At 50.0% G+C, this 12,975-nt stretch carries 11 protein-coding genes and 1 pseudogene; 2 read left to right on the plus strand and 10 right to left on the minus strand.

Annotated features, from left to right (window positions below):
* Positions 1-1,157: sulfate adenylyltransferase (locus JU82_RS09345; RefSeq protein WP_037949745.1), on the plus strand; the 1,157-nt coding region annotated here is incomplete at its 5' end.
* A gap of 11 nt (positions 1,158-1,168) precedes the next feature.
* Positions 1,169-1,681 (plus strand): phosphatidylglycerophosphatase A, encoded by a 513-nt coding sequence (locus JU82_RS09350; RefSeq protein WP_037949748.1) that lies wholly within the window; start codon positions 1,169-1,171, stop codon positions 1,679-1,681.
* On the opposite strand, the gene JU82_RS09355 is transcribed toward JU82_RS09350, so the two are convergent.
* The 10 genes and pseudogenes from JU82_RS09355 to JU82_RS12050 all read right to left on the minus strand — a co-directional run.
* On the minus strand, positions 1,674-3,485 hold the full coding sequence (locus JU82_RS09355) for a diguanylate cyclase (protein ID WP_037949751.1): 1,812 nt from the start codon (positions 3,483-3,485) through the stop codon (positions 1,674-1,676). The two genes, JU82_RS09350 and JU82_RS09355, sit on opposite strands and share 8 nt — an antisense overlap.
* Positions 3,486-3,512: 27 nt before the next feature.
* Positions 3,513-4,001, minus strand: a complete 489-nt coding sequence (locus tag JU82_RS09360; protein WP_037949754.1) for a hypothetical protein — start codon at positions 3,999-4,001, stop codon at positions 3,513-3,515.
* Positions 3,998-4,441, minus strand: a complete 444-nt coding sequence (locus JU82_RS09365) for a hypothetical protein (protein WP_294892745.1) — start codon at positions 4,439-4,441, stop codon at positions 3,998-4,000. Before JU82_RS09365 ends, JU82_RS09360 begins: the two co-directional genes overlap by 4 nt.
* The gene (locus JU82_RS09370; protein WP_294892746.1) at positions 4,434-5,543 is read right to left on the minus strand and encodes a 4Fe-4S binding protein; all 1,110 of its coding nucleotides are present in this window, start codon (positions 5,541-5,543) and stop codon (positions 4,434-4,436) included. Before JU82_RS09370 ends, JU82_RS09365 begins: the two co-directional genes overlap by 8 nt.
* 1 nt (position 5,544) lies before the next feature.
* Positions 5,545-6,162: a molecular chaperone TorD family protein gene (locus tag JU82_RS09375; RefSeq protein ID WP_037949755.1), complete on the minus strand. Its 618-nt coding sequence runs from the start codon at positions 6,160-6,162 to the stop codon at positions 5,545-5,547.
* Positions 6,163-6,268: 106 nt separating this feature from the next.
* Positions 6,269-9,658: a molybdopterin-dependent oxidoreductase gene (locus tag JU82_RS09380; RefSeq protein ID WP_037949870.1), complete on the minus strand. Its 3,390-nt coding sequence runs from the start codon at positions 9,656-9,658 to the stop codon at positions 6,269-6,271.
* Positions 9,659-9,674: 16 nt separating this feature from the next.
* Positions 9,675-10,574 (minus strand): NrfD/PsrC family molybdoenzyme membrane anchor subunit, encoded by a 900-nt coding sequence (nrfD, locus tag JU82_RS09385; protein ID WP_037949758.1) that lies wholly within the window; start codon positions 10,572-10,574, stop codon positions 9,675-9,677.
* A complete protein-coding gene (locus tag JU82_RS09390) occupies positions 10,574-11,209 on the minus strand; it encodes a 4Fe-4S dicluster domain-containing protein (protein WP_037949759.1) in 636 nt (211 codons plus the stop codon). Before JU82_RS09390 ends, nrfD begins: the two co-directional genes overlap by 1 nt.
* A gap of 244 nt (positions 11,210-11,453) precedes the next feature.
* Positions 11,454-12,746 (minus strand): histidinol dehydrogenase, encoded by a 1,293-nt coding sequence (hisD, locus tag JU82_RS09395; RefSeq protein ID WP_037949761.1) that lies wholly within the window; start codon positions 12,744-12,746, stop codon positions 11,454-11,456.
* A gap of 9 nt (positions 12,747-12,755) precedes the next feature.
* Positions 12,756-12,975, minus strand: a pseudogene (locus JU82_RS12050) (thioredoxin); the annotation flags it as partial.

Consider the following 12,975-nt stretch of genomic DNA (forward strand, 5'->3'; position numbering starts at 1 on the left):
TCGATCAGGAAGCCGTATCGGCCCTGACACTGCTCAAAGCGGGAAAACTTCATCCCGTCACTCGGCTGATGAACGAAGAACAAAGCAAAGAGGTACTCAACAGCGGAATGTTTAAAGGAAAAACGTTTCCGTTCCCGCTGATCCTCTCCCCAAGCGGAAAAGTCAATGAAACCGTTCTCACCAGTGTCAAAAAAGGGGAAATCCTCGAACTGGTATGCGACGGCATCGTCGTCGGAGAGCTCTGCGTGGACCAAGTGTTTCAAATCGATCCCAAAGAGCGGCTGCGCCAGATTTACGGAACCGAGGATCTCTCTCATCCGGGTGTGAGCGCGACCTATCGGCGCCTTGGGAAATACGCCATTTGCGGCGACTATTCCATCGATCTCACGCCTGTACATACGATTCAATCCATCATCGATGATACCAAGCGCGAAATCGGCGCACAGCACACCACCGCAATGTTTATGGCGGCAAACCCGCTTCACCGGGCCCATGAACGTCTGATCCGCCAAACGCTTGAGCGAACCGATATGATCGTGATCTTTCTCTTGAAGCCGTATAACAATACCAATCTTAGCTACGATCTGCGCTACGAAACGCTCAAATTTTTCGTCGAAAACTACCTTCCCCGCGGCCGTGTCGTTGTCGTACCGTTGGAAAGCAGCTATATTTTTGCCGGATGTAACGAGGTTATTCTCGATGCGATCGTGGCCAAAAACTATGGATGCGACCGCCTGATGATCGGTCAAAACCACGCCGGAATCGGTATGTATTACGATCACAACGCCAATAAATCGGTCGTAGACCGCCTTGTCGGAATCGATATTGACGTAGGCGTTTCAAGCGAATACGTCTACTGTAACCAGTGCAAAACGCTTGTCAGCGTCCAAACGTGTCCGCACGGCCACCATCATCATATTTCGTACCATTCCGAATCGATCCTCGAACTGATGCAGCAGGGACTCCTTCCTCCGGCCGTACTGGTGCGTAAAGAGATTTCGTCCATGATCGTCTCATCCCTGTACCCGGGGCGTTTCAAAAATCTTGCAAAGCTTTATTACGACATCATGCCGGTACACGGACTGCTCGAAGAGCATACCGAAAAAGACTTCTATGTCGAACTGATGCGGCTGTATCAAACCACTTCATTGAACTAAAGGGACGCCGTATGAATTTTCGATGGTTTTTTCTGACTGCCGGTTACAGCGGTCTCTCGCCCAAAGCGCCCGGCACGGTCGGGACACTCGTTTCTTTGCCGTTCGGCGTTGCGATACTGGCCTATTTCGGTTCCCAGACTCTCTTTCTCTCAGCGCTTTTAATCACCCTGATCGCCATTAAGGCCATTAACCGCCACGAAGCACAAAGCGGTGTTCACGACGACAAACACATTGTGATTGACGAACTCGTCGGAATGTGGCTGGCTCTCTCGATCGCACCGGGAGCAATGTTTGCTTTTCCGGATATGGTTTCATACGACAACGGTCTTGCGATCCAGATCCTGCTCAGTTTTCTCTTTTTTCGCTTTTATGACATCAAAAAGCCTTCCATTATCGGCCGAATCGACCGTGAAGCCAAAGGTGGATGGGGGGTTATGGGTGATGATATTCTTGCCGGTTTTGCTGCCGGAATCAGCTCGGCACTAGTCTGGCAGATGATACTCAAATCGGGACTGATTAACTAACGACCCGGTTTCGCCCTCCCTCTTTCGCCGCGTACAGTTTTTCATCCACACGGTGCAACAGAGAGTCTGATGTTTCCCCGATATGCCATTGGACAACGCCGAATGAACAGGTCAGCCGGTCTAGCGGTGCGAATTCGTGTTCCTCGATCCGCTTTCGGAGCATTTCGGCAAGTTTTGCCGCCGATGCCAATTCGCTATCAGGCAGCAAGACCACCAGCTCTTCCCCTCCCCACCGAGCCACGATATCACTTTTACGCACACTCTCGGACAACAGAAGCGAAAGCTCTTTGAGTACCTCGTCGCCGACTAAATGGCCGTATCGGTCGTTAACCTCTTTAAAATGGTCCACATCCACCAAAATCAGCGAAAATACGCGCCCGTACCGGCTTGACATATGGATCGAGTGCTGCAACGCCTTGTCAAACTGAAAACGGTTGGCCAGTCCGGTCAGAATATCCTGCGTTGCCAGTTCGTTTAGCCGGGTAATATCGGTGAATACGACGACATGACGAATATTTCCCTTGTATTCCATTTTTTTGGAATTAACCCTGAAAATGGTCGTCTCCCCTTCAATGGTCATTTTGACCTGATTCTCTTTGTTTTCGTTTTGAAGCAGATAATCGGTCCACATTACTCCGCCCTCCATTACGGGCATCAGATACTGCTCCGTCTCCTCCGATTCGAAAAAATTGCAGATGCATTGATGCAAGTTTTTGAATTTCTCAAGAGTGTCAAAATGGAAATAGTCGAAAAAAGCTTTGTTCGCGTAAATTATCTCCTGCCCGTCGGTAACGATAACGATATTTTGCTGCGAATCAAGGATCGTATTGATGTAGCGTTCCTGCATATCCACCTTCCCGATCAGAGCGCCGAAAGTATACTCGATCACCCCCCACAGTAAAGCGACCATCACCAACGTTACCAAAAGGCTTCCGATCAGTGCGTCAGAGATGCTCTGATTCGCTCCCGTGACGTCATTGATCGTGACAATCATCCCGAATGTGCGATGTTTGGTATCTTTCAAAAAAAGAGGATTGACTTCGTATTCTTTGTGCTTGTAGTCCAAATGCCGGGGAATCAAATCAGGATTTTGCTGCGCAAAAAGCCCCATGATCTCTTTACGCTCCGGCAAAATCGTACTGTAATAGTAATTGCCGATCCCACGGGAATAAAGCTTTCGGTCCGCCGCTCCGAGCCATTTGTGGTGGATCAGTACGATACTCTCCGATCCGGTCGAATCCTTGATTTTTTTGACAAAGTATCCGCTGTCGACGCCATATTCGACTGCACCGATATACTCCCCGCTCTCAAAAATCGGCATGATGACCCGAAACGCTATCCCCCCGAGTCCTCCTTCGAACCCGGTGACCATCTTGTGCTCTTTGTGGATTTCCTGCAGCATTGCACGACGCGAAGCAATATCGTCCCCGAATTTTTCTTTCATGTGAACCCGCAATATCGAACGGCCGTCCGCAGCATGAAACTGCATAATATGCAGGTAGGGATTCTCTTCTTGCAGTGCTTTGTAACGGGGAAGAATCAAACGATAGAGGGTTTGCGTGTCCCGTTTCGCAACCGCTTCCATAACTCCGGGCGTGTCCAGAGTCGCGCGGGTACGGAAACGGTACAGCTGTTCGGTATCGCGGACGATCGAGTCAAAGGTGAGTTTGATATTCTCCGAAGAGCGTTCGCTCCGCTCTTTTGCAAATTGCTTTTCCTGAGAAATATGGTAAAAAGTCAATGTTGCCGAAACCACAATAACAATCGACGCGATGATCAACTGAGCGCGTAACTTGAAATTCATCCGGCATCCACCTTTTGGAGAGATTTGTTAAATCATCATCGGCTCGTCAGTCGGCTCGATCTCTTCGAAATCTTGGACAATCTGATCCAGCATTGCCTGTGTTTTTTTTATTTTACTGATATTTTCGTCAAATATGGCCTTCGATGCCGGAAATGCTTCGGAAAGTTCCTGATAAATCAAAACACGTCCGCCGAAGTGACGATTAAATTCATCAAATGCACGGCGGAGATACTCTTTGGACGTGGTATGACGGAAGAGTGCTTTGATCATTTTTTTCCGCTCTTTAATCGGAAGTGATTCATCGATCGCTTCGGCAACGCGTTTGATATCCAGACGTGAAAAATAAACGCCGCTGTGATACGGTGCCAACAGTTTGTCGGCAATTTCATCGACAAATGCCGGTACTGGCTCTTCTTCCGGTTCCTGCGTTGAAGTATCGCAGCTTTCGCTGTCGCATTTCCCCCGTATAAACTGATCGAATTCCGCTCTCAAATCGCTCAGATCATTTTGCTTCATCCTTGTTTCTCCTCTGTAATTAGATCATAAAAATAGCGGCTTAACGCATTAAGAGCAATATCTCCCTCCCAATCGTCACGCTCAGCATATCGCGCTAAGGCATCGGGCATCATCAGCTCGCCGTTTAGCATGCCGTTGTCTATACGGATAAAATCGCAGTACCCGTTTTCCGAAACGCTCTTCACAGAACGATCCAACAACGAAAAAGCCTCTTCCTGATATTCCGTCGCAATAACCGCACCGCTTAATTTTGAACCGCGCATCTGCGAAATTGTAAAAGCGACGTCGTCGGGACGAATATTCATCGGTATGACCATCGCATTGATGCTGTTCTCTTTAAAAAGTTTGTTCGTCATCGCGGCAAAACGGCTGCTTTGGGCATTTTCGGCTATGTACCCAAAAAGTTTTGTTTCAACGGTGATCGAATTATCGTTATTCATCATTCTTTAACCCCCACAATTCCATCGCTTCCTCTTCTTCAAGACGGCATCGACGGCAAATTTTTTCTCCGGTCACGGAGCTGAAAAGCGCGTCGCATTCATTGCATCGGCGAACCGAATACGTGACGAGATTCTGAACCGTCGGTTCATACCATTCTTTGAGATTGTACGACGCAGAAACACTAATCGCATCGCTTTCGCACACGTCATGGCACAAATGACATTTGACGCATAAAAACGGGTCGAAATCGATCTTGCTGTTGCGCATATCCGAGGTCAACGCTCCCGTAGGGCAAACACGGTAACACATTTCGCATGCGCTGCATTTCGATTCGTTCATCAGTTTCTGCGACGTAAAGGCGACGGCATCTCCCGCAACGACATGAAACGTCGAAGGGCGCTCCGTCCGTTTCAATGCGGTGAAAAAGAGTTTGCGGCGGTCGGTGATCTTTTTAGTCCGAAGTCCTTGTGTGTCAATGCTGCCGATGCCGCATTCCACAAATTCATCTGTTGATTTTTGAACCTCTTTTTCAAAATCGGCTCGTACTTTGGCAATGCCGCGCAAATGGAATGTCTTGAAAAAATCGCGTCGGTCTTTATCCTCTTCCCCGGTACTTTGCGGGTTACGATATTGTATATCCCGGCATTCTACCAACTGTCCCGCTTCAACCGCTTCAAGGAGGTAATTGACGTTCGCAATTCTCGGTTCGAGTATCTCGCTCACGCGTGCACCGATCTCGCATGCGCTGCAATGTCCAGTATCAAGGACAAGACCGTTTTTCAACTTGCTCAGGGCGATAAGATGCTCATCCGACAATGCCGCCAGACATGGGACATTCTTCTGACACGACACCACGTTATCTTCATCCGTTGCGAATGCAAAGAAAAACTCGGTCGCGTCAAAATCGTCCAGCCCCAGCGCTTCGGTCGGACATACCGCCACGCATCCGGCACATCCGACACACAAAGAGTGATTGATGGACGGCAAGCGATCCTCAATCGCGATTGCGCCGGTAGGACAGACATCACGGCATCCGCTGCACATCGAATTGACGCTGAGGGCACGGACGCACCGCGACGGAGAAAAATTGAGCAAGCCCATCTTACGCTGCGATTCTACTGCTCAGCATTTCGTTGTCGGAGAGCAAAAATTCAAGGGCCATCTCCGCCGCATCGTAATAAAGGGGCGTACGCGCTTCATACTTCATGTTAATCAAATACATCGGTGCCCATTTGAGCAGATGGGTGTTAAGAAACTGATGCTGGATTGCCAACAGTTCCTGTACCGCTTCGACATCCTTCTCTTCCATCGCTTTTTTCTGCGCTTCGCACAGATGGTGCATAAACTCCAGCTCGATCCCGATGTGGTCCGCCGAAACGACCCGTGCGATCTCATAGTCGACGATGAAGTCGTAGGCACTGTACATGTCGGTTACCGGATTGGCACCGCCCGTTTCGATCATCTGGTCAGCGCGCGTGTAAAACGTCTCATAGGGGACCAGGTGCAAAATCGAGAGGTTAACGAAATCGGGGTTAAGATACTCTTCCAAAAGCTGTTGGTTCGGAACGCTCAAACGTTGTTCCCACTCATGCCAATGGGGGAGAAATTCCAAAACCGTTTCATCGGTTTTAAACGTTTGCAGCGTCTGTTCATCCAACTCTTGGAGAAGTATCCGTGATAACAGTCCGTAAATATTGCTTCGTGCGATAATTTCATCCATACATTATTACCTTTGAGTATTCTGGTGGGATTTTAGCTTATAGGGCTGAAAAGCTCATAAGAAGAGATGGTTAACCCCCAAGGAAGATTCCCTTGGAAGTTTTGGTTTAGGCTTTGATGGAAACTTCGTATACGGATGGATCAAGGCGGACCCAAGGACGTTTAATGTGACGCGGGCGGCGGAGCGTAGAATTTTCATCCAAACCGCGGCTGAGCTGATCGCGCCATGCCTGGTAAACTTTGAGGTTGTTATCGTAATTAACGAAGATATCCCCGATTTTGTCTCCCGCTTGTGCCGGTTCCAGAAGAACTTTATGGTGCCAGCAGTGCATACCCGATACCGGGTCCGGATGAGGAGCCGCCACGGCATTTTGCCATGAACCGCTCAAGCCGTCCCACCAAATGTTGCCGGAGTCACGGTTGTAATCGGCAAAACGTTCCGTATGGAAAGGTTTGATCCCCTCAACGTATTTGAGTTTACCGACTTTTCCGTCCATCTGGACTTCCGCTACCGGAACCCCGAAGCTGTTGAGACCGGTTGTCCCCTCATAATTATCAATGATGGTCTGTGCACCGTCACGTCCTGCATTAGCAGGCGATTCTTTGAGGAACTCTTTGTCCGTCAAATCGCGCGGTGCCACACCGGTAGCCACTTTGCCGTCGCTTACGCCGTTCGGGATCGTGACAGCATTGGTCAATTTCCAGCGTCCGCCGTGGTGCGAACATGCCAGTGTTCCCGGAAGGACACCCTCTGTTGGCACTGCCATCGCGACGAAATGTCCGCTTTCGAGACCGGAAACGGTATCGACAATTTTAACACGGATCGCATCGCCGCGTTTGAATCCGAGACGTTTTGCATCGACGGTGTTGATCCAGATCGGATCGTGGTTTTGGCTGATCTCCATCAGATGTTTGGAGTTTGCCGAACGGGTATGGATGTTATACGGCAAACGGAATACCGTATTGAGGGCGAATGAGTTCTCCTCTTTCATATACATGTGGTTGACATGCGATACGATGTGTTCCATCTCCGCTTTTTCTTTGTCGTTGCGCGGATAAAACGGCATTGCGTACTCTCTCCACTTCCAATCAACTGCCCATTGTGTAAAGAACTCCAGTTTTTTGGTGAGCGTTGCGAACCCTTCCATTTTTTTGCCGTCGATCTCGACACCGATTGCCGTCGTTTTTCCGGAATGATCGGTTGCGCTGATGACTCCGCCCGCACCCACGCTCATCGTTGCCGCTTCGAATTTATGGCCGTGAACACTCACTTCGCCGCCTTCGATTTTCAGCTCGCGTTCCATTGCGTGGTAGATTTTGTCCTCTTCCAACCATACCCCGTGATCGCGAAGGTACGAATAGACCGGGAATTCGTCGTTCGCGTAGCGCGGATCGTTGGTCGCCGTCTCTTTGAGTTTGGGGAGGTTGTCTCCAAACGCCGCGTCATACCATTCAGCGATGGTGACCGGCTTGCCCGGATGGCGTTTGGATTCCCACATTTTTTTGATTCCGAGACTTCCGTCCGGATCGATATAGTTGACACACAGATCAAAGAAAAATTCATTTTCTTCCCATACTTCACCCAGCCCCGCTTTGATGTGCGCTTCAAGGGTTCCACGGACCGGATTATTCGGTTTCCAACCCGATTTTTCCAATGCTACGCGCAATACCGGCTGTCGGAAACTCGTCCAACGTGCAGGCATTGTCGCTTCGGAGTGCTGATCGTGACGTTCGCCCGCCAGACCTACCGGAAGGACATAGTCCATGTACCAGTTGGTTTCGGACCATACCGGCGAGAGATTCATGGTGAGTTCCATGATTTCTTCGTTTTTAAGTACTTCCAGCCAACGGAAACCGTCCGGGTTGATCCATACCGGGTTGTACATACGCGGGATATACACCGCAAGCTTGCTCGGCACGTTCAAACCGCGATCGTTCCATTTTTTCTGCCACTCTTTGTCGCTCAAAAGGTGCGGAAGAAGGTAGGAAAGCTCGTAGGTAGACAAAGGCCATTCCGGCGGCCATGTCAGTTCGTTCCAAGCCTGAACTTTAGGTACGTCGGCACCGCCAATTCCTTGACCGACGGTAGCGCTTCCGCCCTTACCTGATACGGAGATAACGTGCCAGTGATGGAAAAAGGTTCCCCCTTCGGTTCCGATAGCACCGCGAAGACCGATGGCAAAATACGCCGCCCGTCCGCTCATCCATCCGCCACGGTTACCCGCAGCCGTTGCGCGCCAGATATAGGTAGAGATCGCATCGCCAGCCCAAATGAACATGTCATACAACTGCTCAAGTTTGTAGGCCGGGATATGCGTTTCTTTTACCGCGTATTCAAGCGTATACGGAGAATACATGTCTTTCAATAGTTCAAGATAGCTCTCAAAATCACGTCCGGCAGGCAGTTTCGTAATCTGCCCTTTCTCAAGCATGAAATTCAGATGCTCAGAATCGTTCATCAGGGTTTCCCAGTTGAACCATTTTTTGACGAATTTTTTGTCGACCATGTTTTCATTCAAAATACGGTTGGCAAGGTAGAGGTAGACAACCGCTTCGGTTCCCGGCCATGCCGCGATCCACAAATCCGCCATCCCCGCAGAGTTCGACATACGCGGATCCATAACAACCATTTTCGCACCCTTCTTACGGGCGTCAGCAATAAACCCTGCTGATTGTTGGAAATAGTGCCCCGCATCCGCGGCGTGCGACGAGTTGAGGAAAATCAGTTTGGCATTTGCCCAGTCCGGGCTGGTACGGTCGTCATTCGCCGTCCAGATCGTCGGCGTACGTCCGTTTGACGAACAGATGTTCGTGTGCGAGTTGTACGAATCCAGACCCAGTGTTTCCCAAACCTGCGGAACGAAACCGTTTTCGTTCGGGCGGCCGACGTGGTACATGACCGATTTGCGGGAGAGTTCATCGCCTTTACGGATCGTGTCAGCCATCTTTTTACCGATGGTGCTCATCGCTTCGTCCCATGTCGTACGAATCCATTTACCTTCGCCGCGTTTTGAACCCGGAGCACGTTTCAGAGGGAACGGGATACGATCCGGATCATACATCTGAGACTGAGTCGCGTATCCTTTCGCACAGTTGCGTCCACGTGAACCCGGGTGCAATGGGTTACCCATGTATTTTTTGACGGTAAAGGTTTTTTTATCGACCCACGCTGTCAGACCGCACGACGCTTCACAGTTCGAACATGCCGTTGGGACGAGCATGTAGTCGCGTACGAGGATACCATCGGGGTTTTCTTCGCTCTGGACACCATGGCGGTCGATACCGCCCCGTTTCCAGTCCGTTCCGTCGAGTTCTTGGAACCCTTCCCACTGATCCAGTGGGGGATAGAACGAGAGTGAATCAGGGGTGTTGGTAAATTTACTTTTCTCAACCGATTCGGCAACCGCGTCGGTAGAGAATACACCCTTGGCGATTGCGGCGCCGGTTACGGTCAACGCGGCACCTTTTAAAAATGTTCTTCTGCTTTCCAAATACATCATAATTTCTACCTCTTTAGCTCATTGGTAACAATTGCGGAATGACGAGCCAAACGTGCTTGCTGACCCACAATCCGATCAGTGCCGATACGGCAGCGATTTTTAACAAATAGTACGATTTATTTTTCATACTCAGGCACACAAGTACCATTGGAACGATAAACGCCATCACCTGGCCGATCCAGAACATCACGGTGTATTCGCCGCCTTTAACGTAATGGAGAACTGCGGCAACCTCTTCTGCTTTCATCGGCCCGAAAACGAGTTCTGCCATGTAAAGGATAAATGCCGCTGCTGCCGCAAGTCCTAATACAACGGCCAAATCTTTTTTAACCGCATCGGAAAATTTGTTTCCGCCCAGCAACAGCATCGTTGCCGAACCGGCCAACAATGCCGCCAGAATCATCTGTGCCGATTCGGTCGGCATCTGCCACAGCTCGCGTGCGGTTGACTGCGCCATAAGACCCGCCGTATAGAGCGTTACCGGAACGGCAAGAAGCGTTGTCCATCCGAGCAGTTTATCGTACATCGCTTCATCTTTTTTCAGGTAGATGAAATACGCCATCGCAAACAAAAGCCCGACGAATCCGGTTGCCATCCATGCACCGATCGTAATCGCCGACGTCAGATGCGGATAGAAGAAAATATGCCAGAAGCGGAACATCTGGTGCAAATCGATGACGGTAAAGAACAAAAAGATATGGATGAAGACAATCGAAATCACCACGACCGGGAAACGGATGAATCCGGTTTGCTCCGGATGTTTTTTCAACAGGTAAAACGCGAGGAAAATAATACCGGTACCGATACTTTTCGCCCACATGTTCATCGTAATGATCCATCCCCATACGACTCCGGGAAGGGCCACGTCAAGTGTTACGACGGCGTTCGTCGCTGCAATCGTTTCATGTACCATTAGTGCCCTCCGATGGGAAGATGAGTTAGGTTGTTAAAGAGGTTGTGCCCTTCTCCGCGGAACGATGCCAACGGGTTAAGAGTCACATTGCCGCCGCCGACGTAATAATGGTGCGGGAACGTCCCTTTTTCAGGTTTGCGCACCTGAACATTCCCCTGGTGCGACGCAATATATTTGCTGATATTCGAGGTCGGATCGTCCAAATCCCCGAAAATATTCGCTTCTACCGGGCAGGCAACGACGCACGAAGGCATCATGGCACTTGCGATACGGTGGGCACAATACGTACATTTGTCGGCCGTCTGGGTTTGCGGATCGATGTAGATCGCACCGTACGGACATGCCATAACACATCCGGCACATCCGATACAACGCTCTTTGTCGATGTTTACGATACCGTTTTCCAGATAATGCAATGCACTTACCGGGCAGATGCGTTCACACGGAGCGTTCGCACAGTGGTTACAGCGCAACGGCGTAAACGTACGCTTTGTCTCGGGAAAAGTTCCCACATCGACGTATTTAACACGGAGACGCCATGTAGAAAGCGGAACTTCGTTTTCCACTTTACACGCGATCTCACAGCCCTTACAACCCATACAGAGGCGAAGGTCTACCAAGAAACCCAATTGCATATATTCTCCTTATTCCTGATTCACGCTTTGTTATTTATAACATAATGTGAACAAATAACATTTATAACATGCCGTGATTACAGGCATTTGACGGCATTACTGCTGGGTTGATGGTAACTAAATTTGCTTTAACCGAAACTAAATAGGCAGGGGATTTTGCTATAACTTTTTGATATGTGTAACCAAAAAGAAATTTCCCCGAAAAAGGGAAAATTTTATTGAAGATTATGTCCAGTTTTACTGATTAATTGTCCAAGCGGCATCGCACCGAGGCTTCGTGTGCGCCCAAACCTTCGGTGTGAGCGATCAGCGCGCACGCTTCGCCGATCTCGTTGATCGCTGCGCGCGAAAAAGCGATAATGGACGATTTTTTCATGAAATTTTCAACGCCGAGCGGCGAATAAAATTTGGCAGTTCCTCCCGTCGGAAGGGTGTGATTAGGACCGGCGACGTAATCGCCGATCGCTTCAGGGGTATAGTGCCCCAGAAAAATAGCTCCGGCGTGCTTGATGGAAGGCAAAAGAGCGAAAGGATTATCGGTTGCCACTTCAAGGTGTTCGGGGGCAATCTCATTCATCAGCTTCACCGCCTCTTCCATCGATTCGGTGACGATAATCGCGGCACGCTCTTCGATCGATTTGCGGGCGATCTCTTCACGCGGGAGTTTTTTGAGCCACTTCTCGATCTCTATCGCACACGCATCGGCAAACTTTTGCGATGGAGTGATCAAAATCGAACTGGCCATCTCGTCATGTTCGGCTTGGGAGAGCAGATCGATCGCGATATGGTTCGGGTTGGCGGAATCATCGGCCAGTACCCCGATTTCGCTGGGACCGGCGATCATGTCTATATTGACTTCACCGAAGACCATCTTTTTCGCCGTTGCGACAAAAATATTTCCCGGCCCCGTGATGACGTCGACTTTCGGGATGGTCGAGGTGCCGTACGCCATTGCGGCGATCGCACTCGCGCCTCCCACTTTGAACACTTCGTTCACGCCGCACAAATGACAGGCGGCGAGCAGTAGTTCATTGGGTTCGTTGTCCGGTGTCGGGGTTGTCACGACGATATGTTCCACCCCCGCCACCTGCGCCGGGATCACATTCATCAAAAGCGAGCTCGGATAGGCCGCTTTTCCGCCGGGAATGTAGAGTCCCGCACGGTCTACCGGCGTTACTTTTTGCCCCAGAATCGTTCCGTTGGCTTCGGTATCAAACCAGCTTCTGGGAAGCTGTTTTTCATGATATGCCCGAATACGGTCGTACGCCAGATGCAACGAAGCTTTCAAAGTCGGGTCCAGTGCGTCGTACGCTTTTTTCATATCCGCAGGCTCAATCCGCAATTGCGCTCCGCTTTTAGGAGTCCAGCGGTCAAACTTGGAAATGTGGCGGATCAGCGCTTCGTCGTTTTCTGAGCGTATTTCATCAATAATCGTTTTGACGATTGACGAGACATGTTCCATATCCATTTTTCCGCGGCCGAGCAGCTCTTCGAATACGGCCGGGAACGTTGAATCATTGGCGTATATGATGGTCATTGATATCCTTTATTTTTTCGATGCCGGAGCAGCGTACTCTTTTTTAACCGTATCGAGCGCGTACAAAAAATCGTCAACGCCGACGGCCCCCATGATCGGTTCGAACATCGGGGTTTTTCCTTTTATGAACCATGTAGCGGGTGTTCCGGGAGTCATTAGGGCCTGAGGCACCGTCCCCTCTTCCATCACAGCTTCGTAAGAAACGAAATCACGGTTTAACGCCTCCGAG

Origin of the sequence: Sulfuricurvum sp. MLSB (assembly GCF_000747095.1) — a bacterium.
In the GTDB taxonomy this organism is placed as follows: domain Bacteria; phylum Campylobacterota; class Campylobacteria; order Campylobacterales; family Sulfurimonadaceae; genus Sulfuricurvum.

What these genes read in the sequence shown, in the direction of transcription:
- JU82_RS09350 (WP_037949748.1), top strand. Translation starts at nt 1,169, where the DNA reads ATGAATTTTCGATGGTTTTTTCTGACTGCCGGTTACAGCGGTCTCTCG.
- JU82_RS09355 (WP_037949751.1), bottom strand. Translation starts at nt 3,485, where the DNA reads ATGAATTTCAAGTTACGCGCTCAGTTGATCATCGCGTCGATTGTTATT.
- JU82_RS09360 (WP_037949754.1), bottom strand. Translation starts at nt 4,001, where the DNA reads ATGAAGCAAAATGATCTGAGCGATTTGAGAGCGGAATTCGATCAGTTT.
- JU82_RS09365 (WP_294892745.1), bottom strand. Translation starts at nt 4,441, where the DNA reads ATGAATAACGATAATTCGATCACCGTTGAAACAAAACTTTTTGGGTAC.
- JU82_RS09370 (WP_294892746.1), bottom strand. Translation starts at nt 5,543, where the DNA reads ATGGGCTTGCTCAATTTTTCTCCGTCGCGGTGCGTCCGTGCCCTCAGC.
- JU82_RS09375 (WP_037949755.1), bottom strand. Translation starts at nt 6,162, where the DNA reads ATGGATGAAATTATCGCACGAAGCAATATTTACGGACTGTTATCACGG.
- JU82_RS09380 (WP_037949870.1), bottom strand. Translation starts at nt 9,658, where the DNA reads ATGTATTTGGAAAGCAGAAGAACATTTTTAAAAGGTGCCGCGTTGACC.
- nrfD (WP_037949758.1), bottom strand. Translation starts at nt 10,574, where the DNA reads ATGGTACATGAAACGATTGCAGCGACGAACGCCGTCGTAACACTTGAC.
- JU82_RS09390 (WP_037949759.1), bottom strand. Translation starts at nt 11,209, where the DNA reads ATGCAATTGGGTTTCTTGGTAGACCTTCGCCTCTGTATGGGTTGTAAG.
- hisD (WP_037949761.1), bottom strand. Translation starts at nt 12,746, where the DNA reads ATGACCATCATATACGCCAATGATTCAACGTTCCCGGCCGTATTCGAA.